The following is a 24,184-nucleotide window of genomic DNA, read 5'->3' as shown; positions in this document are numbered from 1 at the left end:
CGTGGGCGACGCTGCCGCGCGGGCCGTCGGAGCTTCCGGAGCACCCTCGGAAGCACGGCCGATCGGTACCGGCCCGCCGGTTCGGCGAGCTGCGCCAATCGGGCGCGTCATCACCGTGGCTTGTCGGATGTACGGTACGCCTCCGCGTTCCGCCGGCGTCGAAACCGTGCGGATCCCTGCCGCCCCGGTGACGGATCATGCGCTCAATATCGATAGATGGATCAGACGGCATCAGGCCGGTGTGAGCAGACGCGTCTCGGCGGCGGGCAGGCCCTTGGCCCACCAGTGGTCGTAGCGCCGGTAGACCCGCGGGTCGCGGTCGGCGAGGAAGGCGAACAGCGCACCGGCCTCCGCGGCCAGCGCCTCCCAGACCTCCTCCGGGAGGGGGTGGAAGGCGGTGGCCTCGATCCCCGCGTCGACGCTCCGCCAGACGCCGGCGACGTGGCCGTCGACCAGCAGGGTCGGCAGCACGTCCCCGTTCACCCGGATCACCAGCTTGCGGTAGGCGGCCGGGAGGACCCGGCTGCGGTCGGCGTAGACCAGCAGGGTGCTGTCCCACATCGGCAGGAGCCTGGGCGGCGCCGGGGTGTCCTCGTCCGGCCGGGGCGCGCCGGGGAGGTCGAACAGCACCGTGCCGTCGGGGCCCTCCAGCTCTTCGAGTTCGTCGCGGAGTGCCTGCACGGCCTTTCTGGCGCGGGCCCGTTGGATCATGGCGAACTGCGCCATGTCCGCCACCGAGGCCGGGCCGAAGCCCTCCAGGTAGCGGCGGATCAGCGGCCCCGTGCTGTCGAGGACGGCGTCCGGGTCGGTCAGCACCGGCCGCGTGGCGGCGGCGACGTACGACGGCCGGGGGGCGAACGACCAGGGCCCGCCGGCGGGCACGTGCCACAGCGGCGCGTACTGCCGCAGCATCCGCCACGCCGGGAGCTCGACCGGTGTGCCGCGGCGTTCGCCGAGCCAGGCCTGGGCCTCGGCGCCGGTCCGCGGCCGGTCGGCGAAGTCCAGCAGCCCGGGAAGCAGGGCGTCGGCGTCGGCGGCGGTCAGCCCGGACGCCGTGAAGCGCGCGTCGCCGAGCCTGGAGGCGCGCAGGGTCGGCTCCACGGCCTCGCGGAAGGCCCGGTAGTCCTCGCTGTGGACCAGGTGCAGCGTGATCCGCATCAGCGTCGACCGCACCACCCGCAGCCCGGCCACGGCGCTGTCGAGTCCGGCCGGGTCGAATCCGCTGATCCGGTTCCACAGTGCCAGGTAGGGCGAGGCGGGCTCCTGCGCCTGGAGGGCGACCACCCGCCGCACCGCGTCGGCGGCGTCGATCGGCTCCCGCGCCAGCAGCAACTGCCGGGCGAGGGTCGAGCGGTTGAGGGCGCGCGCCGTGATCACCATGCCCGCATTCTCCCGGCTCGCCGCTCCCCGGGAAACCCGCGGGCCGGGGCAGCCGACGAGGGGTGCCGGTACCGCCTCCCGCCCGGAGCGGCTGGTGGGCTCCCGGGAACGGTGAACGGGGCGGCGCCCGTCGGGGAGAATCGCGGCATGCGGATTCTGATCATCACCGCCGGGTCGCGCGGCGACGTCGCACCGTTCACCGGCCTGGGGCGACGCCTGCTGGACGCCGGACACGAGGTCGCCGTGGCGGCCCATCCGGCCTTCGCCGCACTCGTCGGCGGGTGCGGCCTCGGGTACCGGCCGCTGCCGGGGGACCCGGAGGAGCTGATCCGCGGCTGGTCCCAAGCGGCGTCGCGGGAGGAGGCCCGGGCGCTGACGAGGGCGTACGTGGACGGGCTCGCCGACGGTGTGGAGCGGGCCGTGGCGGACGGTACCGACCTGGTGCTCACCGCCTTCGCCCCGGCTCCGCTGAGCGAGACGGCCGGGGAGGCGCTCGGCGTGCCCGTCCTCGAAACCCACCTCGTACCGGCGTTCGCCACCCGGGAGTTCGCGCTGCCCGGTGCGACGGACGCCGACGGCCTGGGACCGGAGGGCAACCTGGCCGCGGGCCACGACGTGGTGCGCCGCCGGGACCAGCTCTTCGCGGGCGCCGCCACCCGGCTGCGGTCCCGCCTCGGGCTGCCCGAAGCGGCACCGGCACCGTCGGCGGCCGACCGCCGCCCGGTCTTCGCCGGCTTCAGCCCCTCCGTGCTGCCGCGGCCGGCGGACTGGCCGACCCGGGTCGAGGTCCCGGGCTACTGGTGGCCGGCCCGGCCGGACGGCTGGCGGCCCCCGGCCGAGCTGGTCGACTTCCTCCAGGCCGGGCCGCCACCGGTGTTCATCGGGTTCGGCAGCATGGCCCCGGGTCACGGGGAACGGCTCAGTGACCTGGTGGCCGCGGCGGTGAAGCGGGCGGGGGTGCGTGCGGTGGTCCAGGCGGGCTGGGCCGACCTCGGCGGCGGTGGCGACGACGTCCTCGCCATCGGCGACGTACCGCACGACTGGCTCTTCCCCCGCACGGCCGCCGTCGTCCACCACGCCGGAGCGGGTACCACCGGGGCCGGGCTGCGCGCCGGGGTACCGGCCGTACCGGTCCCCGTCATGGCCGACCAGCCCTTCTGGGCGGACCGGCTGCACCGGCTGGGCGTCGCCCCGCTGGTGCTGCCGTTCGAGGAGCTGAGCGCCGAAGCCCTCGGGGCCGCGATCACGGCCTGTACGACCGAGCCGGTCCACCGGAGCCGCGCGGCCGAACTCGCCCTGCGGATCGCCACGGAGGACGGCGCCGCCCCGGTGCTCGCCCACATCGACACGGCGTACGGCCGGTGAGACCGGGGCTCGCCCGGGCCTCCTCGCGGCCGGGCGGAGCGTCCGCCGTCGCCGCGCGCTACGGGGCGGCGTAGCAGTGGACGGCGACCAGCTGCTCCGGGCTCCAGCGCTGTTCGACGGTGGCCAGCAGCCGCCAGCCGAGGCGTTCGTAGAGCGCGGCCGCGGCGGTGTCGGACACCACCACGTCGAGCACCGGGTGCAGAGCGCGGGCCCGGGCCTCCTCGGCCGCCCGCGCCATCAGCAGCGCGCCGATCCCGCGGCCACGGGCGGACGGGGCGACGAACAGTCGGCTGACCACCGCCATCCCGTCGACGCCCACCCCCGCCCGAGCGCTCCAGAGCCCCGGCGCCGCGTCGCCCGCGCCGCTGCGGGACAGGACGACATGGCCGGCGATCCGGCCGTCCAGCTCCGCCACCCACGAGCCGATGAGCGCGGGCGGCGTGAGCCATGACGTCGGCGCCTCGGGCCAGTTCACCGGGTAGCCGTCCCGCGCATGGACCTCCGCCAGGACCCGCACGCACGCGGCGAGGTCACGGTCGTCACGACACCGCACCCCCGGGGCGGTGCCCGGGCCGGACACGCTCTCACTCCTCATCGCGGCATGGAACCACAGTCCGGCGCCCGTGACCAGCCGCTTTCTGCCGGTGCCGGGAGGGGGCGGCCGGCACACGCGTGCGCTCGCGCCGCCTCACTCGGGACCGGGACCGTGCAGCTCCAGCCGCCACAGCGCCTCACTGAGCAGGTCCAGCCCCTGCCGCAGATGGCGCCGGTAGGTGCCGTAGGGGAGGCCCAGCCGGCGGGCGGCGGCCTCCTGGGTGGGCGCACCGGAGAAGTAGCCCGCGGTCACGGCGTCGCGGGCGCGGACACCGCGCGGATCGCGGGCGAGGTCGTCGACGCTCCCGCGCAGCAGGGCGCGCAACTCCTCGACGGGCTCGCCGAAGTCGGCCGCCAGGCGGGTGCGGAGCAGCGCGCAGGCGGCGAAGGCGCCCGCGTCGCGCCAGTGCGTCAGGGCATCGCGGACGGCCTGGTCGAACGCGGCGCGCGAGACGCCTGACGGCCCGGCCCGGGTGGGCACGGCGGTGGCCGCTATGAAGTGGCGGAGCCAGGTCTCGACGGGCACCTGGCGCCAGTCGACCGCGAACAGGCCGTAGGTGTGTTCGCCGACCCGCGGCCGGGCGCCGGTGTCGGCGAGGCTGCCCTTGACGCGCGCCGACCACGTCTCGGCGTCCCGCCAGACGGCGAAGCCGTAGGCGCGGCCGCGGGCGCGGGCGGACTCCGCCTGGGCACGGGAGCTGCTGAGGTCGATGACGCGCGAGGGCACCTGGTACCGCTCGGGGTAGACCGAGAAGCGGCTGACGCCGATGTGCTCGCCGGGCCGGACCGGCCCGGCGGCCTCGGCGTACTCCCAGGCGGCCGCCACGACCGGGTCGGCGGCCAGGTCCTCCGGGTCGGCGGGGGCGGGCAGGGCGAGGCGGGCCGTGAAGGCCACGATGCGGCCCGTGCTCACCAGGCGGTAGACGCTGAAGGCCTGCGGCTGGCGCCGCGCCCAGTAGCGGACGAGCTCCGCCGAGGCCGGGCCCTCGGTCTGCTCGGCCATCCGCAGCACCGTGTCGAGGTCGTCCGGGTGGAGGGGCCGGTCGTGCACCTCGTCCTCGCGGGAGAAGGTGCGCAGACGGGCGACCATCTCCCCCTCGCGGAAGAGGTAGAACAGCTCGTCGGTGACGGTCCAGACCCGCTCCTCCGGCGCCTCCCGCAGGATGCGCAGGTACTCCTCGGCCAGCCGCCGGCGCATCGTCACGAAGGCGTTGGGGGCCCGCCAGCGGAGGTCGGCGGCCAACGTCTCGCGGGCGGCGTCGTGCGGGTGGAGCCCGCGGTGGGAGGACTCCATGAACGGCAGGTCGCGCAGCCAGGTGAAGAGCGGGTGGGCGTCCTCCTCGGGCAGGACGGCGGCGAGCAGCTCCTCGGAGGTCGAGTAGGCCTGGGCGGCCAGCTCCAGCGCGCGGCGGTGGGCCGCCGTCGGCACCTCGCCGATCAGGCCCGACAGCAGGGTGCGCAGGACATCCGCCGAGGGCGCCCAGACCTCCTCCCTCGTCCAGTCCGCCATGCCGGACGCGGCCGCCAGGGAGAGCGCCAGCGGGTTGCCGCCGGCGAAGCGGAGCACCCGCTCCCGCAGTTCGGGCAGGACCTGCGCGGTGGTGAGCAGGCTCCGGGCCTGTTCCTCGGTGAACTGCCCCAGTTCACTGACGTGGAGGAGTCCGGCCCAGGCGGGATCGGCCGCCCACTGCGGCTGGGGCGCGAGGCGGCCCGCCAGCACCACCAGGGTGTCGGCGGCGGCGCGGGGCAGGAAGCGCTGCCACAGCCAGCTCTCCAGCCACTGGCAGTGCTCGAACGAGTCGAGGAACAGCACCGTGCCGGGGACGGTCAGGAAGGAGGCGGCGACGCGCTCGAAGTCGGCCGGGTCCCGGCTGACGAAGCGGCCGTCCAGCTCCAGCAGGGGCCGTCCCGCCGCGCGGGCGTGGTCCGTGAGGCGGCGCAGCAGCGTCGACTTGCCGATGCCGCCCGGACCGGACAGGTAGAACGCGAACGGCGCCTGCGGGTCCCCGGCCAGGGCGCGGGCGAAGTGGGCGAGCTCCTCGTCGCGGCCGATGAAGGCCCGGACCCGGGCGCTGCTCAGCCGCTCTCCGACGGTTGCCATGGCGGCTCCTCTTTCCTCGTGCCGGCGGTGGTCCGTGGTGTGCGTACCGTCCGCGGTGGTGACGGGGGCGTGCTCGGCGGCGCGGTCCCCGGACAGGATGCTGAAGCGGGGGTCGACCATGACGGGGCGGACCTCTCGGAGAGCGCGGGCGCACGAGGAGCGCCGGGTGACGGTGACGTAAGGGGTGAGCGGCCGACTTCGCTCTCAGACGGGGGCCGAGCGGCGGCGGGGTCTCCGGCGACCGGGGCCGCGGGCCGCGGCGAGGGACCGAGGAGCCCCGCCCGCGAGTGGGCGGCGGAGGCGGCGGAACGCGGATCCGTGCATCGTGTCCGGGCGGGTGAGTTCGACTCTCCGCGCCGTGACCGGGACGGCAACTCGCGTTCTGGGCAACGTCGTATCGGTTCCTGCTTCGGGACGGCGGAGGTGATCCGACGTCAGGGCGGCCCCGCAGAGGCCTGCCCGTACATTTTGACGTGCGCACTATAACCTGACGATCGAATGATCAGAGCTGCTCGGATCCGAGCACCGGGCCGTTCGTCCCGGGAGAATCGCGGGCCCCGGCCGGTGGCCAGAGCGAGGTCCATCGAGGCCGCCTCGCCGAGGGGGTCGGCGCAGCCCGAGCACGGACGGCGCCTCGGTGATCGCCAGTTCCCGCACGCCGGCCCAGCTTCGTCGACGGGGTCACACCGCATACTCCCGCGGACCGGACTGCGGACACCGGACAAGGCCGACGGCGTGTCAGGCGATCGATGCCGGCCGGACCGGAGGTGCCCTCCCCCCCGGCCCGACGCCGCCGCGCCGCCTACGGTTCGAGGGCCGCCCTGGCCCCGCTGTCGTGCGTGACGGGGGCGCGCGCCGTGCCGCCGACCGCCACCACCGCGTACCCGCCCGGCGCGGCACGGCCCCCCGTGGGTTCGGCGCCGAGCGCCTGCCGCTCCCAGCCGCCCAGGAGGGCAATGACGGCGGGCGGGGTGCGGGGGTGCCACGGCAGGTCGGCCCGTGCCCAGCAGGCGGCCACGCGTGCGGCGCGGCCCGGGTTGTGGGTGCCCGCGGTGCGGTGGCCGAGCACGAGCACGCTGCCGGCGGGCAGTTCCTGGTGCGACGCAGGGAGCAGGGACCGGGCCTGCGGGTCGCTCAGCTCGTGCAGGACGTCGCCGAGCACGGCCGCCACGGGGCGTTCCCAGTCCAGGCCCACCTGCTCCCGCAGAGTCGCGAGCACCGCGCCGGGTGCGGCGAGGTCGGCCCGCAGGTGTCGGATCCGGGCCGGTGCCGGGGCGTCGAGCAGCGCCCGGGCGTGCGCCATGACGACCGGGTCGTGGTCCAGGTAGACGACCCGAGCGCCCGGCTGCGCGGCCAGGACCGAGCTGTGGATCGGGGCGAGCGCGGTGCCGGGCGCGCCGGTCGTCAGACCGCAGCCCAGGTCCAGGAACTGCTCCAGGCCGTGCTCGGCGAGGAGCCCGACGGCGTGGTGGAGGAACTCCCTGCCACGCCGGACCGGGTCCAAGCAGCCCGCGTCCTCGGACAGCAGGAGGTCGACGGCTCGTCCCGCAGGTGCTGGGTCGAGGGTGGGGTACAGGCTCACCACGCGTGCGGGTGACGCGCGGCCGCTTCCAGCGGAGACAGGCCGTCGACCGAGACCAGCTCGTCCAGCCGCTCGACACCGTTGTTGCCGAGGCCGGACGCCACCGATCACTCCGCGCCGACACCCGCCCGACGGGCAGGTCGCGTCCGGAGCCAGTAGGAGCGGGCCGCGACGGTCAGCGCGAGGCCGTAGACGGCGAAGGCGACCAGCCCGATCCAGCCGACCAGCAGCGCGTCGCCCGAGGAGGGGAAGTCACCGGGCCGGATCGTCACCACGTCGGCCGCGGCCAGGGCCAGGTATCCGACTCCCACCACGCCGTACGGGGCGAGCGTGGCGGCGCCGAGCAGAGCCGGGGCGAGCGGGAGCCAGCGCGGCACGCGCCGGCCGCGGAGGAACGGCAGCGGGCGGGGGAAGACCTGTCCCCACGGGCGGACCAGGCCCCAGAGGAGGAGGACGCCGAGCGCGGCCAGGAGTGCGGTGGGGTCCAGGCCGCAGGACTCCAGGGTGAGGAAGACGCCCGAGGCGCCGTTCCGCTCCGAGATCGCCAGCATCTCCGCACCGGTGACTCCCGCGAACGTCCCGCCGGACGCCCAGACCAGCTTCATCGCCGCGTACGGGAGAAAGGCCAGTGTCCCGGCCCAGGCGGCTAGTTGGACGGCCCGCGGCGCAGCGGTCGGCGCCCGCACAGCGGTACCGCCGGTACTGCCGATTCCGGTGGTACCGGTGGCTTCGCCGGCCCCCTCGGAGCGGGCCGTGGCCGCGAGCAGGCCCGCTCCGACCGCTGCCAGGGCCTTGTTCGCCGCGGCGGCCGGGTAGTCCACGCCCTGACCGAACAGCAGCGTGATCACGTCCATCAGCAGGCTGAACGCGGTGATTCCCGCCAGCCCGCAGGTCACCAGGAGCAGGACCCGTAGCGCGGGCCGCAGTCCGTACCGCACCACCGCCCCGCTCGCCGTCGTCGCCAGCGCCCCTGTCGCCACGACCGCCCAACTCAGCGCGGCGGCGGCCGAGTCACCGCCGCGAGGGAGCAGGGAGGTCCCGCTCAGCGCACACGCCAGGCCGAAGGCGGCGTACAGCGCCCCCCACAGCAGGGTGGCCCGGGCCACCCAACCCGGCCACCGTTGCCACCGGGCGCTCGGGAGCGCCCTCATCGTCCGTTCGGCACTCGTCATGTTCCCCACGGTGCACCGTCCGTGGCGGTGCGCCGTCAGCCGCCGGAACGATCTCCCTCCCCCTGCCGGGTGAGTGCCCCCGGGGTCCCGGGTGCGCATGGTGGCCGCCCGTCCGGCACCGGCGAAGTGCACCGCGGAGGTCGAGGCCCGCATCAGCGATCCGTTGCCCGCCGCCCGCAGGTTCACCTGGAAGTGGATCGCGGCGGCCATGTCCCACAGGCCATGCCTTTGGTCAGGACGTCTTCGGTCTGCAGGCCGATGTCCTCGGGATCGGACGCCGCCCACCGCTGGAAGCGGCCGAAGATGTCCGGCAGGTCCAGTCCACCGCGCTGCAGCAGCGACTCCGCCACCAGCACGGCCAGCTGGGTGTCGTCGGTCGCCTCACCCGGATCCCAGCCGCCACCTCCGCACATCTCGCCGGCGCCACCGGCGCTGACACCGTCACCGGATACGGGGAACCGCGTGGAGAAGGCGCCGCGGGGCCGCACTCGAACGGGGCTCCGAGCGCGTCGCCCACCGCCGAGCCGACGACCGTGCCGGTGACCCGCTGAATCCGTTTCATCCCGTTCCCTGGCTGCTGAGGATCTCGGTACCCCCGGTTCACAGCCAGGCCACCAGGTGCGGCAAGCCGTTCTCGGGGTCGTCCGTGGCGGGGGCGGTCGGGGGCAGGTCGGCCAGCTTGACCGGGACGGCGTCCGGCACCAGGTCGACCCGGTGGATGGACTCGGTCCCGTCGGCGGCGGACAGATAGGCGAGCGCCTTGCCGTCGGGGGAGAGCACCGCTCCCCAGACGAAGCGCTTCTCGGGCGGGAGCAGTGCGTCCACGCCCTCGACCCGGCTGAAGTCGGCTGCGAACCCGACGCGGTAGAGGTTGTCGCGTGTCCCGCAGAGCAGATGGCCGCCGTCGAGCCAGAGCCTGGGAACGCAGCCGCTGGGTACGCCCGCCGAACCCGGCACGACCTGGTGGCCCGGTTCGGCGGGCGTCCCGAGCAGCAGCGGTTCGACGACGCCAAGGGTGCTTCCGGTGACCTGGTCGTCGCGCCACAGCACCGCGTTCTGCTGGGTGTACCCGGCCGCTACCGTGCCGCCGGGGGCGACCGAGACTCCCTCGGGCTTGGTGCCGAACGGGCGTGCCGGCCACGGGCGGTCGCCGTCCAGGGCGAAATCCTCGCCGGGGGCCGTGCCCCGGGACGCGGGCTCGGCGCCGCGTACGGCGAGGTCACGGCTGGTCAGCTTCCGGCCTGCGGTCTCGTACCAGAGGACGGAGGTGCCCTCCTGGAACAGCGGTCGGCGATCCTCGCCCGGCCCGTCGGCCGGCGCGGTGGAGGCTGCCCGTCCGCCGGGCAGGGTGAAGGCGGCCGCCCGCTTCATCGCCCCCGAGTGCGGTGCCACGGTGCCGGCGATCAGCGAGAAGTCGGCGTTGAACGCCTGCCGGTCGGCGGTCGCCGAGACGGCTGTGGTCAGGGTCGGGTCGCAGAGCGTGGCACTGGTGGCCAGGTCCGGCAGGGTGGCGACCCGGCGGGCTTCCTCCCTGCCGTCGGTGGCCGCGTGGGCGGTGACGGTCACCACGTGCACCTTGCCGTCCGCCGTGGTCGGCGACGGCGCGGCCCACCGCTCGCAGCGGGCGACCACCAGCCGGCCGGGCCCCGCGAGCGGCGGCCCGGCCGGCGTCGGCGCCGCCTCCGGCCCGCTGCCTCCGCCGGGACTCGTACAGCCGCTCAACGCCAGGAAGGTCGCGGCGAGCAGGGCCGCCGCCCGGCCGCGGCCGAGGGCGGGTGGGCGCAGGGTCACGGTTCTCCTCGATGGCACGGCCGGTACGCTCGCCGACCGGGCCCGGGCGCCGACCGGTACGGACTGCCGATCGGTGCGGACCGCTCGAACCGGTGCGATCACCGGACGATACTCCATCCGAGCGGGTGACCTGACGGCCCATCCGCTCGCCCGGGGACCCAGGTCCGTGCGGTCCGACAGCCGGGAGTGTCGGTGCTGGGGGCTAGGTTCGGGGGGTGAGCGACTACTACGACCTGTTCCTGGCTGTGGATCTTCCGTCGGACCTCCCGGCGTCGGTCGTACAGGAGGTGAGATGGCTCCTGGGTCAGGCCGACCGGGCACCGGCGACGCATGCTGCCGTCGACTGGGAGGACTCCGGCCACGAGCCGTGGCCGGTCTTCGACGGCGGATCGGCGAGCCACTCGTTCGCCGGTGCGGACACCGCGTTGCTGGTCCGTGCCGTCGATCGGGCGGATCCCGAGGGGCGCGCCCCCTGGGCGCTCACCCTTCGCACCGGTGTTCACGAGGACGAGTTCGGGGTGGTGATGGAGGCGGTGGAGTGGCTCCTCCGGAAGGCGACCGGCGTCGGATGGGTGGGGTTCGTCCGCAGTTCGGTGCCGGAGGGCATCCGTCATGTGATCCGCCGGCAGGACGGGTTCGATCTGGTGGATGTCCGTTCGGCCGGTACGCGGGCCCAGGTCTCCTGGTCCTAGGGCGACGGCCTGTCCGGACACTCCCGCGGCCGTGTCACGGTCGGCCCGCTCACCCCGTCACGGGCAGGCACTCGGCGAGCAGGCCGACGATGTCGCGCCAGGCCCGCCGCGCGTGCCGCGGGTGGTGGCCGACGCCGGGGACCACGCTCTGGTCGACCGGCGGGTGGTGAAAGGCGTGCAGGGCCCCGCCGTAGACCACCAGACGCCAGTCGACGCCGGCGGCCTGCATCTCGGCGGCGAAGGCGTCCCGTTGCCCGGCGGCCATGATCGGGTCCTCCGAGCCGACCCCGGCCCACACGGGGCAACGGATCCGCGCGGCCTCGCCCGGGCGGCCCGTGGTCAGTGCGTTGACCGTTCCGATCGCCCGCAGGTCGACACCGTCGCGTCCGAGTTCCAGCGCGATCGCGCCGCCGGTTCCGTAGCCGATGGCGGCGATCCGGTCGGGGTCGGTCCGCGGTTCGGCGCGCAGTACATCGAGGGCCGCGTGGCCGATGCCCCGCATCCGGCTGGGGTCGGCGAGCAGTGGCATCACGCGGGCCAGCATCTCCTGCGGGTCGGTGAACCAGTGTCCGCCGCCGTGGAGGTCGAAGGCGAGTGCCACGTAGCCCAGTTGGGCGAGGGCGTCGGCCCGGCGGCGCTGGAAGTCGTTCAGGCCCGGCCCCTCGGGGCCGATCAGGACGGCGGGCCGGCGGTCGACCCCGGCGGGAAGCGCGAGGTGCCCGGCCATCGTCAGGCCGTCGGCGGGATAGGTGACCGTGCGTGTGGTGACCATCGTCATGAGATCGGACTGTACGGATCGTCGCTCCGGACCGGGGCGGACTTTCCCCACAGCGAAACGGAGCAGGTGCGGGCTCCGCCGCCCCCGTCCACCCTGCGGTGAGAATCCTCTCCGGCCCCCGATGGCCGAAACTACACTTCACCGCATGCCATATGACAATGTGACACTGCGCCCCGTGGCCGAGAGCGAGCTGGGCACGCTGGAGGAACTGGTCCAGAACCCGGAGGCGGTCGGGACGTTCCAGTGGTTCGGCTGGACCGACCCCGGGTCCTGGCGGCGGCGGTGGGCCGAGAACCGGCTGCTGGGCGACGACCGCGGACAGCTGGCCGTCGCTGCCGGCGGCGAGTTCCACGGGTTCGTCGGCTGGCGGCGGGTGGACGTCGTGCCGCGCTCGTACTACTGGAGCATGGGTATCCAGCTGCTCCCCGGATCGCGAGGGCGGGGCATCGGGACTCGGGCCCAGATCCTGCTGGTGGACTACCTGTTCGCGTACTCGCCGGTCGCCCGGGTGGAGGCCGACACCGAGACGGAGAACTTCGCCGAGCAACGCGCGCTGGAGAAGGCCGGGTTCACCCAGGAGGGCGTGCTGCGCAACGTGGTGTTCCGCGACGGGCAGTGGCGCGACAGCATTCGCTACAGCGTGCTGCGGGACGAGGCGGCCGCCCGCCGGACCTCCGCCGAATCGTAGGCGGCGGGCGGGTGGCCAGGTGGGTGGCCAACTGACGGAACGCCCGGCCCCGGGGCCCACTCCCGGGGCCGGGGTGCCCGATGTGTGGAATACCGGTCGAAGCCGTTCACGGTTGCGGCACAATGTGCGCCTACCACCTGTGATCTTGACCCGGGGAATCCGCGTGAATTCGACCCATGTCCACACCCCCGCGCCCGCCGCGGCGCCCCTGCCCCCGCGCACCAAGGGGCAGATTGCCCTGCGGGTGCTCGCCCTCTGGCTGCTCCCGCCGCTCGGCGCACTGTGGGCGTGGCGCTCCAAGCGGCTCACCAAGGGCGCGAAGCTCGCCGTCACCGTGCTGGCCGCCGTCTGGCTGCTGATCCTGATCGGCGCCTCCGGCGACTCCAAGGCCGAGCAGAACAGCAAGCCCCCGAGCCCGGTGAGCTCCGCCCCGGCCGAGCCGGCCGCGCCCACCACCCCGCCCGCCGGGACCACCCCGCCGGCGCCCACCACCCCGCCCGCCCCGGCCGCGCCCGAACCCGCCGCCACCGAGCCGCCCGCCGCACCCAGCCCGGTGCCGACCACCGCGCCCCCGGTGCCCGCGCCCGTCCCGGTCGCGCCCAGCACCCCCGCCGCCGCCGCCCCGGCTCCGCCGAAGCCGCCGGTCCCGGAGACCAAGCCGCCGGTGACCACCCCGAAGCCCCCCACCAGCGAGCCGGAACCCACCACCCAGGCCCCGGCGGCGGCCTACTACAAGAACTGCGCCGCCGCGAAGGCCGCCGGCGCCGCACCGCTGCACCGGGGCGACCCGGGCTACCGCGCCGGGCTCGACGCCGACGGCGACGGCGTCGCCTGCGAGCGCTGAGCCCCGGAGGAGGAGGGGCGGCGCCACGGCCGGTCCGACCCGACGGTGATCCGGACCGCAGGGGCGCCAGGAGCGCGCTCGGCCGGGAGCCGTACGGCGGTGGGTGCGGGGACGGACGTGAGGCGGGCGGTGCTCCCAGGAGGAGTGGCTCCGCCCGTCTCCTTCCCCGCCCCTCAATGAACCGGCATGCCCGAACGTCCTGGGGAGGGTTCGCTCCACGCGCTACTGCGGCTGGTCCCGCCGGGTGGGCGGGACCAGCCGCCATGAGCCGAACGCTCAGTAGTCCTGACCGCTCAGGAGAAGATCACGGAGCGCAGCTTCAATCGGTCGCCGAACTTCTTGCCCGGGTGCATGACGAAGTAGGTGTCTGCAGAAACGGATCTGCGAAGGCGGCCAGTCGAGCGATTCACGACGGAAAGCCGTGACCGGACATCTCCCGATGGACCCGACCGACCCGCCCGCGTCGGACCCGCCGGACCCGCCGGACCCGCCGGACCCGTCCGACGCGTCACGGTGCCGCTGCCCGGACCGGTCCTTCCGTCACACCTTCGACCACGGCGACGCCGAGCACCGGACGATCCCCCGCCGGAGCACGGTGGCCCCGAAAACCGTGGAAGAAAGTTCGCGAAGGGATGTCGAGAACCCGCGCCCGGCTCCGTCCCAGGGGTGAAGACGGCCACAATGGGCCGTACCTCACCAAGGAGAACGTCATGGCCAAGTACCTGCTGCTCAAGCACTACCGGGGCGCGCCGACGGCGGTCAACGACGTGCCGATGGACCAGTGGGAGCCGGAGGAGGTGACGGCCCACGTGCAGTACATGCGTGACTTCGCCGCCCGGCTGGAGGGCACCGGCGAGTTCGTCGACAGCCAGGCGCTCTCCCCGGAGGGCACGTTCGTCCGCTACGACGGCGAGGGGCGGCCCCCGGTCACCGACGGTCCGTTCGCGGAGACCAAGGACCTGATCGCCGGCTGGATGGTGATCGACGTGGAGACCTACGAGCGCGCGGTCGAGCTGGCCGGCGAGCTGTCGGCGGCCCCGGGCGCGGGGGGCGAGCCCATCCACGAGTGGCTTGAGGTGCGCCCGTTCTACGGCGAGAAGTGCACGGCCACCGAGTGAACGAAGCACTGCTCCGGGCCCTGGTGCCCGCGGTGATCGGTGTCCTCGTCCGTCGCGGAGCGGACTTCGCGGCGGCCGAGGACGCCGTACAGGAGGCCCTGGTCGAGGCCGTGCGCAGGTGGCCGGACGACCCGCCGCGCGACCCGAAGGGCTGGCTGGTCACGGCGGCCTGGCGCAAGTACCTCGACGCCGTCCGGGCCGACACCTCCCGGCGGCGGCGCGAGGACCTGGTCGAGGCCGAGCCCGTGCCCGACCGGGGCGAGGCGGTGGACGACACGCTCCAGCTGTACTTCCTGTGCGCGCACCCGTCCCTGACGCCGGGCTCCGCCGTCGCGCTCACTCTGCGCGCGGTCGGCGGCCTGACCACGCGGCAGATCGCGCAGGCCTACCTCGTGCCGGAGGCGACCATGGCCCAGCGGATCAGCCGGGCCAAGCGGACCGTCTCCGGCGTCCGCTTCGACCGGCCCGGTGACGTCGCCACCGTGCTGCGGGTGCTCTACCTGGTCTTCAACGAGGGGTACTCCGGGGACGTCGACCTCGCGGCCGAGGCGATCCGGCTGACCCGCCAACTGGCGGCCGGCACCGACCACGTGGAGGTCGCGGGCCTGTTGGCGCTGATGCTGCTCCACCACGCCCGGCGCCCGGCCCGGACGAGCCCGGACGGCAGGCTCGTGCCGCTCGCCGAGCAGGACCGCGGCCTGTGGGACACCCGGCTGATCACCGAGGGCGTCGACGTGCTCCAGGCCGCCCTCGCCCGCGACCGCCTGGGCGAGTTCCAGGCCCAGGCGGCCGTCGCCGCGCTCCACGCCGACGCCCGGACCGCCGAGGAGACCGACTGGGTGCAGATCGTCGAGTGGTACGACGAGCTGGTACGGCTCACCGACAGCCCGGTGGCACGCCTCAACCGGGCCGTCGCGGTGGGCGAGGCCGACGGCGCCCGGGCGGGGCTGGCCGCCCTGGCGGAGCTCGACCCCGCCCTGCCGCGGTACACCGCCGTCGCGGCGTACCTCCACGAGCGCGACGGTGATCCGGCGACCGCGGCACGGCTCTACGCCCAGGCCGCCCGGTCGGCGCCCACCCTCCCCGAACGCGACCACCTCACCCGGCAGGCCGCCCGGCTCAACGCGCAGCTGCGCCGGTGACGCGGCGGACCCGGCGCTCGGAGCGGTCCTCCGTCGGCAGCCGTTCGACGACCTCGACGTCGAACGGCTGCCGGGTGTCGCGTCCGTGCCGGCCGTCCGGGCTGTGCACGGAGACCTCCCCGCCGAACAGCGGGCCCGTCCGCACGGCGGGGGAGATCCGGACGGGAGTGATCACGGTCGCGCCGCTTTTCCGGTAGCCCGGGCCCGAAGGCGCGGCCCCGACCGTCCGGTAGCCCGGGCCCGAAGGCGCGGCGCAGGCGGCGCTTGTCCAGGGACACCTTGCACGTCCGGGGGGGAAGAACGGTGGGCACGGCGTCCTCACCCACCTCGGCGTCGACACCATCCAGCGCAAGTGGTCACGCTTCCTGCCACCAGCCGTGCGTTGTCAGCCTTCCTGGCGCCCGTCACCGCCGCACAGCCGGTGCAGGGCTACGCGGCTCTCGTCGTCCGCTCCGCGGTAGACCAGAAGCCGGAGCTCCGGGTCCTCCAGCGGGAGCAGGACCTCGAAGTCGACGGCGATCGTCCCGACGGCCGGGTGCCGCAGCAGCTTACGACCGCGGCCGTTGACGCGGACCTCCCGCTCTGCCCAGAGCCGGGCGAAGTCCTCGTCCTGCGCGGTGAATTCGGCGATCAGCCCGGCCAGTGCCCGGTCCTGCGGGTGGGCGGCCCAGGCCGCGCGCAGATGGGCGACGCCGTCCCGCAGCACCCTCTCGCGGTCGGCGTAGAAGCCGCGCATCGGCGGGTGCAGCAGGCAGAGCCACATCGCGTTCCGCCGCTCCGGCGGAACGGCGTCGAACTCCGGTAGCAGCCGGGCCATTTCGGGGTTCCAGGCCAGCAGGTCGTAGCGGTGGTCCAGCAGTGCGGCGGGCAGCGGGGAGAGGTCGTCGACCAGGTGGGCCAGCGACGGCGCCGGACCAGCGGCCGGCCCGCCGGTGGTGCCGGGGCGGCGCCGTCCGGCCAGGTCGAAGAGGTAGTCGCGTTCGCCGGGTGCCAGCCGCAGGGCCCGGGCCAGCGCCGCCAGCACCTCCGCGGAGGGCCGAAGCCCCCGGCCCTGCTCCAGCCGGACCACGTAGTCGGTGCTGACGCCGGCCAGCTCGGCGACCTCCTCGCGGCGCAGTCCGGGCGTTCGCCGGGTCCGCCGGTGCGCGGGCAGGCCCAGCCGGTCCGGGTCCAGCCGTTCGCGCCTGCTGCGCAGGAAGGCGGCCAGTTCCTCGGTGGTGTCCATGGTGCGGGTCGTCATGACCGGTCCAACCGCCAGGGTGGGACCGGTCTTCCCAGGAAAGTCCCTCCCTTATCCGGGACCCGCCGTCGCTGCAGACTCGGTCCCGGCAAGGGAACACGAACACACGCGAACACTGGAGAACCCGATGGCACTGGCCCTCGACGACTACCGGCTGCTGGGCCGCTCGGGACTGCGGGTCTCACCGCTGGCCCTGGGCACCGCGACCTTCGGCACCGAATGGGGATGGGGCGCGGAACGGGCCGAGGCCCGCAAGCTGTTCGACCGCTACGTCGGGCTCGGCGGCAACCTCCTCGACACCGCCGACACCTACACCGACGGCAGCTCCGAGCGCCTGCTGGGTGAGTTCGCCCACGAGGAGCGCGAACGCCTGGTGCTGGCGACCAAGTACTCGACCCTGCGCCGCCCCGGCGACCCGAACTCCGGGGGCGGGCACCGCAAGGCGCTGTTCGGCTCGGTGGAGGGCAGCCTGCGGCGGCTCGGCACCGACTACCTCGACCTGCTGTACCTGCACGTCTGGGACTTCCGGACCTCGGCGGAGGAGGTGCTGCGCGGCCTGGACGACCTGGTCCGGCAGGGCAAGGTGCTGTACGTGGCGATCTCCAACACCCCGGCCTGGCAGGTGTCCCGGATGCAGGCGATCGCGGACCTGCGCGGCTGGTCGCCGCTGGTCGCGCTGCAGCTCGAGTACAGCCTGATCGAACGCACCGCGGAGCGCGACCTGATCCCGATGGCCCGGGAGCTGGGCCTGGGCGTGGTCCCGTACTCGCCGCTCGGCGGCGGGGTGCTCAGCGGCAAGTACGGCCGGGACGACGTGGGCGCGACGGGCGCCGGCCCCGACGGGAGCACCCGCCGGAGCCACAACCTCGCCCTGGGAACCCTCACCGAACGCAGCCTCGGCGTGGCCGGGGTGGTCCGGGAGGTGGCCGACGAGCTGGGGCACACTCCGGCCCAGGTGGCGCTGGCCTGGACGCTGCGGAAGCCGGGCGTGACGAGCACGCTGCTCGGCGCCCGCACCTGCGCCCAGTTGGAGGACAACCTGGGCGCCCTGGCGGTCGAGCTGACGGACGCCCAGCTGGCCCGGCTCGACGCGGCGGGCGCGATCGCCCTCGGCCAGCCGCACGAGCTGCTGGTGAGCGAGCCGATCCGCCGGGTGACCACGGGCGGCCTGCGGATCGAGAGCCGCCGCTGACCCGGCCGCCGGCGGCGGGAGCCGGAGTCCGGAGCCGGGGTCGATCACCGTCCGGGCGAGCCACGTCCGGATCGCTTCCGCGTCGGCGACGGTCGGACCGGTTCCCACTCTCGTGACCAGGTTCCAACCAGCGCGTCACGACTCAGGAATCATGGATCGGCTGTGTGGATCTTGGTGACCACCAGTTCGCGCACGGGACGGATATCGCGCGCCGGCACAGGGCCCCCGTCCGGCGGCCCGTGCAGCTGACGTTTGATCACTCGAACAAACAATCGAATAATGGGTTCATGACCTCGGCCGTTCCGTTCTCCCGCCCCGTCCGCCCGCCCGAGCGGCCCGGCGATGCCGAGCGGGCGCCGCGCGAGCTGATGACCCTGCCCGGAGCATCCCGGGACGTGCGGCGGTGGCGGCTGGTGGAGATCCGGCTCGGCGGGGAGTGGCGCCCGGGGATGCTCACCGTGTGGCGGCGCCCGCCCGGCGCCGCCTGCTGGGTGGTCCATGTGCGCTGGGCGCCCGACACGGACAGCCCACAGCCCTGGGGGTGGTTCATCTATTCCCTGTTGGATGAGCGTGTTGAAGCTGATCCACGGGAGTTGCGTTGGCCGAGTGGCGGGTCTTCTGGGTGCCGCGTGCAGGTGCTCATCCTGGCGTAAGAGGTGCCCTTCTGGAGGACTGGAAAGACCTGGAAGAACGCCAGAGATCAGTAGGAGTCAAACCTGGTGATCCGATCTTCCTGGCTCCGGACCATCGGGTGGACGGGCTGCTGGGTTTGTACGTGCAGTGCGGGTCGTTCCGGCGGCACACGCCGGAGACGAAGCGCAACTACGCGACGGACATCTGTCTGTTCCTCACCTTTTTGTGGGGGCGCGGTGTCGTCTGGGAGCAGGCAGTCGAGCGGGATCTGGAGGACTTCGAGCACTGGCGGCGGTTCGCGCCGGAGAATCCGCGGCTCATCGGCGGGTCGAAGTGGAATCGCGAGCTGGCCGCGCTGACGGGCATGTACGCGTGGGCCGCCGGGACCGGCCGCATTCAACGTAGTCCGGTCGCGACCCGGCAGGTGGCCGGGCCATACGGCTCGGTGGTGGCGCCGGTGGCGAGGGCGAAGAACGCCCGGGGCAGCAATGTGCACTGGCTGACGCCGAGGGCGTTCCGGCGGTGGGCCGAGGTCGGGTTGCGTGGACATGGCCGGGACGGCGTCGTGCTGCCGGGGTGGTCTGGCCGGCTGGAGGACCGCAACGTCGCCTTCGTCGACCTGTTGTACTCGTCGGGGATGCGGCGGAGCGAGGCCGGATCGCTTCTGGTGTTCGAGGTGCCGCAGCGCCGGTTGGAGGGCGGGCGGTACTGCGTGGGGCGGATCGCGGCGGCGGTGACCCGCTCGAAGAAGCCGCGGACGTTCTACGTCGCGTCCGGTGTCGTCGGGGAGATCGAGACGTACGTCGACTCCTCACGGGCCCTGGCGGTGCGCCGGGCCCAGCAGGCCGGCCGCTACGAGGGCCTCGGGGAGGTGCGGATCGTCACGGACGTCCTGGGCGGGGTGCGGCCGACGGTGCGGTGGCGGGACCGAAGCGGCGCCGGGGGCGAGCGCCGGCTGACGGACCTCGCGGTCGCGGACCGGATGACGCTGTACACGGAGGGCCAGCACGGTCTGGAGCCGTTGTGGCTGTGGTTGAACGAGCGCGGGCTGCCGTTGTGGGTGGACTCGTGGGAGGGCGTCTTCCGCACGGCCAACGACCGCTGCCGGGAGGTGCTCACCCCACCGGAGAGCCGCTTCCGGGATCCGCACCGGGTGTACGCGCCGTACGCGACGCCGCACGCGTGCCGTAACAGCTTCGCGCTGTACATGCTGGTCGTGCTGAACCACCTGATGGACCGAAGGTTCGGCCTCACCCCCGAGGAGCGGAGGGACTTCCGGCTGCTGTACGGCGACCCGTGGCGGATGGTGCAGGACCTGCTCGGGCACGCCAGCAGGGAGACGACCTGCAGCATCTATCTCGCGCCGGTGGCTGACCTGCAGCTGCGGGCCCTGCTGGCGGTGGCGGACGACGCCGATGTGCCGGGGCCGGGGTCGCTGGACGGGGTGTTCGCCCGCCTGGCGCGCGAGAGCGAGGGCATCCAGGACCTCGACGACCTGATGCTCCCGGCCCTGGGCGGGTCGGCGTGAGCGGCCGGGGCCGCGGGGCGGCCCTTCCCCAGGTGGGCCACCGGCGGCCCGAGGTGCTGGAGGACGGCTCGCTGGTCGTGCACCACTTCAACACGGCCGGCCGGATCGTGAGTTATGACTTTTCGATGCTGCCGGTGGGGGAGGCGATGCAGCGGTCGCTGGCCGCTGTGTTCGCTACGTTCTGCACGCCCCACGCGTGGGCCTCGCACTCCACCGGGAGGACCGCCTGGCGGTACGTGAGGCGGTTCGCCGCCTTCCTGGCGTCCCTGGAGCGCCCGCCGGCGGACCTGGAGGGGGTGACGGCCGGGGTGTGGAACGCGTGGGTGGTGAGCCGGCCGGCCACGGAGGCGGGGCGCCTGGACGTGGTCCACGTGGCCAGGCTGCTGCGGCGGGACGTCCGGCTGCAGAGCGGCGCCGCCGCCGAGGCGCTCGCCCGTCGAAGCCACAGGCCCCCGACCTCGGCGGGGTCCTACACCCCGGCGGAGTTCGACCGGGTCGCGAGAACTGCCCGGCGGACGTTTCGGACGGCTCTGCTGCGGATCGCCGGCAACGCCCGGCATCTGGAGCGGTGGCAGCAGGACGAGTTCCCGCAGGGCGGCGACGACTGGCTGCTGGGCGAGGCGCTGGATTGCCTCGCCCGCACCGGTGACGTACCGCGCTACACCCGCGAGGGGAGCACGGCCCGCGGGGTTGTGCACCGGTACGTCCGCGTGCTCGGTGGGCAGGGCGGGGACCGGACGTGGCAGCGGCTGTTCCTGTCCCGGCACGAGGCGACCGCGCTCGGGGTGCTGCTGCTGGCGGAGTTCGGCTGGAACATGTCGGTGATCAGCGCCCTGGAGACGCCGCGGGCCTTGCCGGACGCGGGCGAGGACGGAAGGCCGACCTACCGGATCGTGCTGGAGAAACGGCGCCGGGCGGCGGGCCGCCACTTCGAGACGCGCAACGTGACCGACGACGGGGCGGGCTCGAAGGGCCGCCTGATCACACAGGCGCTGGAGGCCACCCGGTTCGCCCGCGCCGCGGTCCAGGAGATGGCGCCCGGCAACAACCTGCTCCTGGTCTGGAGAACGAGCGTCGCCGTCCGGGCGCTGGCCGATACGGACCGCGAGCCCCCGGTGGGTCCGTTCTGCTTCGGCACCGAGACGAAGGCCGCGCTCGCCTGGGCCCGCTGGGAGGGCCTGGACGGCTCTCCGTTCCAGCGCGGCCGGCGGACGGTCAACGCGCTGCACCGCAGAGAACCGGGCCAGAACAGCCAGGCCACCCACGACGCCACCTACGTCCTGACCGACCCCCAGGTCGCGGCCGGCGCCGTACCGGTCATCGCGGCCGGCGCCGAGGAAGCCGCCGAGCGCGCCCGCCGGTCCGTGCTCGTGGCCGAAATGCGCGACGAGGCGGAGGCCGGCGACCTTGAGACCGCGACCGCCGACTGCCGCGACCCTGCCGCAAGCCCCTACCCGGCCGCCGGCGGTGGCTGCGCGGCGTCGTTCCTGATGTGCCTGGGCTGCACCAACGCCCGCGTTCACCCCGGACACCACCCCCGGCTCGCCCACCTGCACCAGGCACTCGGGAACCTGCACACGGCCCTTGACCCCGCCGTGTGGCAGGGCGACTGGGCCGAGACCTTCGCCCGCCTGGACGACCTCAAGTCCAAGGTCGGCACCGGCACCTGGACTCTGGCCCTCGCGCGCGTGACGGACACGGACCGCGAGATCATCGCCCACCTGCTCACCGGAGAACTCGACACATGACCACCGCGGCCACCGATCCCGGCCTGTTCCTGCCCTCCCCGCGCACGCCGGTCGTCCTCCCACGGCGCGCCGTCGCGGTCCCCACGCAGCTGAACTCCCGCTTCGAGGACGGCACCTGGTCCCTGGCGCCGCTGATCGCGAACCCGAGCGCGTCGGCGTCCTCGATCCGCTGGCACAACTGCCCGAAACCGTTCCAGCAGGAGCTGAGGCTCCTGGCGTGGACGCTGATCAACGACGAGCTCCGCCCGACCTTCCTGCGCGAACGCGCCCACACCCTGCGCTCGCGCACCAGCGTCGACAGCACCACCACGACCGTCCGCGCGTGGATGCACCTGGCCAGGTGGCTGACCGACCGCGGCCTCGACACCCTCGCCCACTGCGACCGCGAGGTGCTCGACGCATACGCCACACACCTGCGCGAGCGCGGTGCCAGCCGCAGCTCCATCACCCGGGCGCTGCTCGCCCTGACCCGGCTGTGGGCCTTCGACGGGCTCAGCGCCCGCCCGGTCGGGATCGCGCGGCCGCCGTGGGACGAGCGCGGCGCCGACGACTACCTGCCCGCCGCGGCCTCGGCCGGCGGGGAGAACAGCACCGAAGCCGTCGCCGAGGCGACGATGGGCCCGCTGCTGGTGTGGGCGATGCGCACGGTCGACGACCTTGCCGACGACATCCTCGCCGCCTGGGCCGAACACCAGAACATGCCCGTCACCGCCAAGGCCGCCGAACCGACCGAGGCCGGCCGCGCCGCGCTCACCGCCTACCTGCAACGCCTGGAGGACACCGGCGCGCCGCTGCCCGTGATCCGCTACCGGGGCCGCACCGTCCTCGCCCGCCAGTACATCGCCGCACTCACCGGGGCCTCCATGGACCAGGTGAACGCCCGCGCCAAACGAGGCCTGGCACACCAGGCCCGAAACAGGCCTGGGCCGTGCCCTCTGCCCACCCCGATCAGGGCAACCGTGCACGGACGCCCGTGGCGCGAAGCGGTGAACCTGGACGAGGCTCCCATCCTGATGCGCCACCTCGGCACCGCCTGCTTCATCGTCATCGCCTACCTCACCGGCATGCGCCCCGGCGAGGCGCTCGGCCTGCGCACCGGCTGCTGCCCCACCCCACAACCGGACGCCGACGGCACCCCGGGCCGCCACCTCATCCGCAGCCGCGTGTTCAAGACCGCCCGCGACGAGGACGGCAACCACCTCTCCCGAGGCACCGAGCGCGCCCTGCCCTGGGTCGCCATCACCCCCGTCGTCAACGCCATCCGCGTCCTGGAGCGCATGGTCCCCGACGGCCACCTCCTCTTCGACAGCCACACCCACGACTTCACCTCCGCCCGGCCGGCCACCGGAGCCCTCTGCCCCTCCACCATGGTCGGCCGGATCGAGGACTTCACCGCCTGGGCCAACACCGAAGCCACCCGCCTCGGTCTCGACCACGAGACCATCCCGCCCGACCACCACGGCAGGATCAGCACCGCCCGCCTACGCCGCACCCTGGCCTGGCACATCGCCCGCCGCCCCGGCGGCCTCGTCGCCCTCGCCATCCAGTACGGACACCTGCGCACCACCATCTCCGCCGGCTACGCCTCCCGCAGCCGCGACGGCATCCACACCCTCCTCGACATCGAGACCGTCCGTGCGGTCGGCGACACCGTCACCGGCCTCCACCAGCACCTCGAACACGGCGGCGGCATCTCCGGCCCGGCAGCACGCCGCGCCATCCAGGCCGCCGCCCGCGCCCCCGAGTTCGCCGGCACCACGATCACCGCCACCACCGCCCGCCGCTACCTCGCCAACGACGACCTGATGATCTACGACAACCCGAACACCCTGCTCATGTGCGTCTACAAACGCGACCAGGCCCTCTGCCACGGCGGCACCGGCAGCCCAGCCCTCGACCGCTGCGTCCCCGCCTGCGCCAACATCGCCCGCACCGACCACCATGCCCACCTGCTGCACGAGCGCACCCGCACCCTCCTCCAGCAGGCCGCGCACCTCCCCGGCCCGCTCGCCGCCCGCCTCACCGCAACCGCCAGGCGGCTCACCGCCCTCGCCGAACGCCACGACGCCGAACGACGCACCCTCCCGGAGACACCATGACGCCCGCCCCCGACGAACGGGCCCGCATCCGCGCCGCCATCGACCGCATCCTGGCTGGCGCCCCCGAGAACTCCAACGGCGCCCTCACCGTCGTCGCCCTCGCCCAGGAAGCCGGCGTCCCCCGCAACGCCCTCACCCAGCGCCACCCCGACCTGCGAGAAGACTTCTACGCCCGCGTCCGCACCCTCGGCCGGATCCCCGACAGCGAAGCCCGCCTGCGCAAGCAGATCGTCAAACTCAAGGAAATGCGCGCCGCTGACGCCCGGGAGCTGCGGCAGCTGCGCGCGGACCGGCAGGCCTTGGTCCAGGTAGCCAACCAGCTCACCCTGGAGAACCGTCGGCTGCACGAAGCCCTCGCCCGGCTCCCAGGCCGCATCGTCGCTGTGCCCGCAAGACCCCAGCTTCCTCTGCACGACGAGTCGTGGAAAGCCGAAGCACCCGCCACCGGCGCCCCGCCCGCCACCGGCGGCAGATGACCGTTGCCAGGAGGCGGCGAA

At 74.2% G+C, this 24,184-nt stretch carries 20 protein-coding genes and 1 pseudogene; 11 read left to right on the top strand and 10 right to left on the bottom strand.

Going from position 1 to position 24,184, the window contains the following annotated elements:
• Positions 1–231: 231 nt before the first annotated feature.
• Positions 232–1,380, bottom strand: a complete 1,149-nt coding sequence (locus tag ABZ495_RS15125; RefSeq protein ID WP_359836141.1) for a winged helix DNA-binding domain-containing protein — start codon at positions 1,378–1,380, stop codon at positions 232–234.
• A 147-nt stretch (positions 1,381–1,527) separates the two neighbouring features.
• Here ABZ495_RS15125 and ABZ495_RS15120 point away from each other — a divergent pair, with 147 nt between their 5' ends.
• Positions 1,528–2,745, top strand: a complete 1,218-nt coding sequence (locus ABZ495_RS15120; protein WP_359836139.1) for a glycosyltransferase — start codon at positions 1,528–1,530, stop codon at positions 2,743–2,745.
• 58 nt (positions 2,746–2,803) lie between these two features.
• On the opposite strand, the gene ABZ495_RS15115 is transcribed toward ABZ495_RS15120, so the two are convergent.
• The 6 genes and pseudogenes from ABZ495_RS15115 to ABZ495_RS15090 all read right to left on the bottom strand — a co-directional run bounded on the left by ABZ495_RS15115 (position 2,804) and on the right by ABZ495_RS15090 (position 9,985).
• A complete protein-coding gene (locus ABZ495_RS15115) occupies positions 2,804–3,340 on the bottom strand; it encodes a GNAT family N-acetyltransferase (RefSeq protein ID WP_359836137.1) in 537 nt (178 codons plus the stop codon).
• Positions 3,341–3,433: 93 nt separating this feature from the next.
• Positions 3,434–5,440 carry an ATP-binding protein gene (locus ABZ495_RS15110; RefSeq protein ID WP_359836135.1) on the bottom strand — a complete coding sequence of 669 codons (2,007 nt, stop codon included), beginning with the start codon at positions 5,438–5,440 and terminating at the stop codon, positions 3,434–3,436.
• Positions 5,441–6,242: 802 nt separating this feature from the next.
• On the bottom strand, positions 6,243–7,022 hold the full coding sequence (locus ABZ495_RS15105) for an SAM-dependent methyltransferase (RefSeq protein ID WP_359836134.1): 780 nt from the start codon (positions 7,020–7,022) through the stop codon (positions 6,243–6,245).
• A 107-nt stretch (positions 7,023–7,129) separates the two neighbouring features.
• Positions 7,130–8,194, bottom strand: a complete 1,065-nt coding sequence (locus ABZ495_RS15100; RefSeq protein ID WP_359836198.1) for a hypothetical protein — start codon at positions 8,192–8,194, stop codon at positions 7,130–7,132.
• Positions 8,195–8,290: 96 nt separating this feature from the next.
• Positions 8,291–8,756: pseudogene (locus tag ABZ495_RS15095) on the bottom strand (ADP-ribosylglycohydrolase family protein); the annotation flags it as partial.
• Between the two features lie 38 nt (positions 8,757–8,794).
• Positions 8,795–9,985: a hypothetical protein gene (locus ABZ495_RS15090; RefSeq protein WP_359836131.1), complete on the bottom strand. Its 1,191-nt coding sequence runs from the start codon at positions 9,983–9,985 to the stop codon at positions 8,795–8,797.
• Between the two features lie 215 nt (positions 9,986–10,200).
• Between ABZ495_RS15090 and ABZ495_RS15085 the strand changes: the two genes are divergently transcribed.
• The gene (locus ABZ495_RS15085; protein WP_359836129.1) at positions 10,201–10,677 is read left to right on the top strand and encodes a hypothetical protein; all 477 of its coding nucleotides are present in this window, start codon (positions 10,201–10,203) and stop codon (positions 10,675–10,677) included.
• A 49-nt stretch (positions 10,678–10,726) separates the two neighbouring features.
• Here ABZ495_RS15085 and ABZ495_RS15080 read toward each other — a convergent pair whose 3' ends face one another.
• On the bottom strand, positions 10,727–11,455 hold the full coding sequence (locus tag ABZ495_RS15080; protein ID WP_359836127.1) for a dienelactone hydrolase family protein: 729 nt from the start codon (positions 11,453–11,455) through the stop codon (positions 10,727–10,729).
• 145 nt (positions 11,456–11,600) lie between these two features.
• Between ABZ495_RS15080 and ABZ495_RS15075 the strand changes: the two genes are divergently transcribed.
• The 4 genes from ABZ495_RS15075 to ABZ495_RS15060 all read left to right on the top strand — a co-directional run bounded on the left by ABZ495_RS15075 (position 11,601) and on the right by ABZ495_RS15060 (position 15,247).
• On the top strand, positions 11,601–12,143 hold the full coding sequence (locus ABZ495_RS15075) for a GNAT family protein (protein WP_329485372.1): 543 nt from the start codon (positions 11,601–11,603) through the stop codon (positions 12,141–12,143).
• A gap of 163 nt (positions 12,144–12,306) precedes the next feature.
• On the top strand, positions 12,307–12,987 hold the full coding sequence (locus tag ABZ495_RS15070; RefSeq protein ID WP_359836125.1) for an excalibur calcium-binding domain-containing protein: 681 nt from the start codon (positions 12,307–12,309) through the stop codon (positions 12,985–12,987).
• A gap of 710 nt (positions 12,988–13,697) precedes the next feature.
• Positions 13,698–14,105, top strand: a complete 408-nt coding sequence (locus ABZ495_RS15065) for a YciI family protein (RefSeq protein WP_359836123.1) — start codon at positions 13,698–13,700, stop codon at positions 14,103–14,105.
• Positions 14,102–15,247 (top strand): DUF6596 domain-containing protein, encoded by a 1,146-nt coding sequence (locus ABZ495_RS15060; protein WP_359836121.1) that lies wholly within the window; start codon positions 14,102–14,104, stop codon positions 15,245–15,247. Before ABZ495_RS15065 ends, ABZ495_RS15060 begins: the two co-directional genes overlap by 4 nt.
• Here ABZ495_RS15060 and ABZ495_RS15055 read toward each other — a convergent pair.
• Positions 15,225–15,422 (bottom strand): hypothetical protein, encoded by a 198-nt coding sequence (locus ABZ495_RS15055; protein WP_359836119.1) that lies wholly within the window; start codon positions 15,420–15,422, stop codon positions 15,225–15,227. The genes ABZ495_RS15060 and ABZ495_RS15055 overlap by 23 nt on opposite strands.
• Before the next feature lie 210 nt (positions 15,423–15,632).
• Positions 15,633–16,487 (bottom strand): helix-turn-helix transcriptional regulator, encoded by an 855-nt coding sequence (locus ABZ495_RS15050; protein ID WP_359836117.1) that lies wholly within the window; start codon positions 16,485–16,487, stop codon positions 15,633–15,635.
• A 127-nt stretch (positions 16,488–16,614) separates the two neighbouring features.
• On the opposite strand from ABZ495_RS15050, the gene ABZ495_RS15045 reads away from it, so the two are divergent.
• From ABZ495_RS15045 to ABZ495_RS15025, 5 genes are all read left to right on the top strand, one after another.
• Complete coding sequence (locus tag ABZ495_RS15045; protein WP_359836115.1) at positions 16,615–17,679, top strand: aldo/keto reductase; 1,065 nt, start codon at positions 16,615–16,617, stop codon at positions 17,677–17,679.
• Between the two features lie 598 nt (positions 17,680–18,277).
• Positions 18,278–19,840, top strand: a complete 1,563-nt coding sequence (locus ABZ495_RS15040; protein WP_359836113.1) for an integrase — start codon at positions 18,278–18,280, stop codon at positions 19,838–19,840.
• A 32-nt stretch (positions 19,841–19,872) separates the two neighbouring features.
• Entirely contained in the window at positions 19,873–21,588 is a 1,716-nt protein-coding gene (locus ABZ495_RS15035) for a hypothetical protein (RefSeq protein WP_359836111.1), read from the top strand.
• Positions 21,585–23,687: an integrase gene (locus tag ABZ495_RS15030; protein ID WP_359836109.1), complete on the top strand. Its 2,103-nt coding sequence runs from the start codon at positions 21,585–21,587 to the stop codon at positions 23,685–23,687. Before ABZ495_RS15035 ends, ABZ495_RS15030 begins: the two co-directional genes overlap by 4 nt.
• Positions 23,684–24,163 carry a hypothetical protein gene (locus tag ABZ495_RS15025; protein WP_359836107.1) on the top strand — a complete coding sequence of 160 codons (480 nt, stop codon included), beginning with the start codon at positions 23,684–23,686 and terminating at the stop codon, positions 24,161–24,163. Before ABZ495_RS15030 ends, ABZ495_RS15025 begins: the two co-directional genes overlap by 4 nt.
• The last annotated feature ends 21 nt before the right edge of the window (positions 24,164–24,184 follow it).

The sequence above is a fragment of the Kitasatospora sp. NPDC005748 genome, assembly GCF_040630735.1.
Taxonomy (GTDB): domain Bacteria; phylum Actinomycetota; class Actinomycetes; order Streptomycetales; family Streptomycetaceae; genus Kitasatospora.
This window is presented reverse-complemented; position numbering and strand designations above follow the sequence as displayed.

What these genes read in the sequence shown, in the direction of transcription:
- ABZ495_RS15050 (WP_359836117.1), bottom strand. Translation starts at nt 16,487, where the DNA reads ATGACGACCCGCACCATGGACACCACCGAGGAACTGGCCGCCTTCCTG.
- ABZ495_RS15030 (WP_359836109.1), top strand. Translation starts at nt 21,585, where the DNA reads ATGACCACCGCGGCCACCGATCCCGGCCTGTTCCTGCCCTCCCCGCGC.
- ABZ495_RS15120 (WP_359836139.1), top strand. Translation starts at nt 1,528, where the DNA reads ATGCGGATTCTGATCATCACCGCCGGGTCGCGCGGCGACGTCGCACCG.
- ABZ495_RS15065 (WP_359836123.1), top strand. Translation starts at nt 13,698, where the DNA reads ATGGCCAAGTACCTGCTGCTCAAGCACTACCGGGGCGCGCCGACGGCG.
- ABZ495_RS15025 (WP_359836107.1), top strand. Translation starts at nt 23,684, where the DNA reads ATGACGCCCGCCCCCGACGAACGGGCCCGCATCCGCGCCGCCATCGAC.
- ABZ495_RS15075 (WP_329485372.1), top strand. Translation starts at nt 11,601, where the DNA reads ATGCCATATGACAATGTGACACTGCGCCCCGTGGCCGAGAGCGAGCTG.
- ABZ495_RS15100 (WP_359836198.1), bottom strand. Translation starts at nt 8,194, where the DNA reads ATGACGAGTGCCGAACGGACGATGAGGGCGCTCCCGAGCGCCCGGTGG.
- ABZ495_RS15080 (WP_359836127.1), bottom strand. Translation starts at nt 11,455, where the DNA reads ATGACGATGGTCACCACACGCACGGTCACCTATCCCGCCGACGGCCTG.
- ABZ495_RS15110 (WP_359836135.1), bottom strand. Translation starts at nt 5,440, where the DNA reads ATGGCAACCGTCGGAGAGCGGCTGAGCAGCGCCCGGGTCCGGGCCTTC.
- ABZ495_RS15125 (WP_359836141.1), bottom strand. Translation starts at nt 1,380, where the DNA reads ATGGTGATCACGGCGCGCGCCCTCAACCGCTCGACCCTCGCCCGGCAG.
- ABZ495_RS15115 (WP_359836137.1), bottom strand. Translation starts at nt 3,340, where the DNA reads ATGAGGAGTGAGAGCGTGTCCGGCCCGGGCACCGCCCCGGGGGTGCGG.
- ABZ495_RS15045 (WP_359836115.1), top strand. Translation starts at nt 16,615, where the DNA reads ATGGCACTGGCCCTCGACGACTACCGGCTGCTGGGCCGCTCGGGACTG.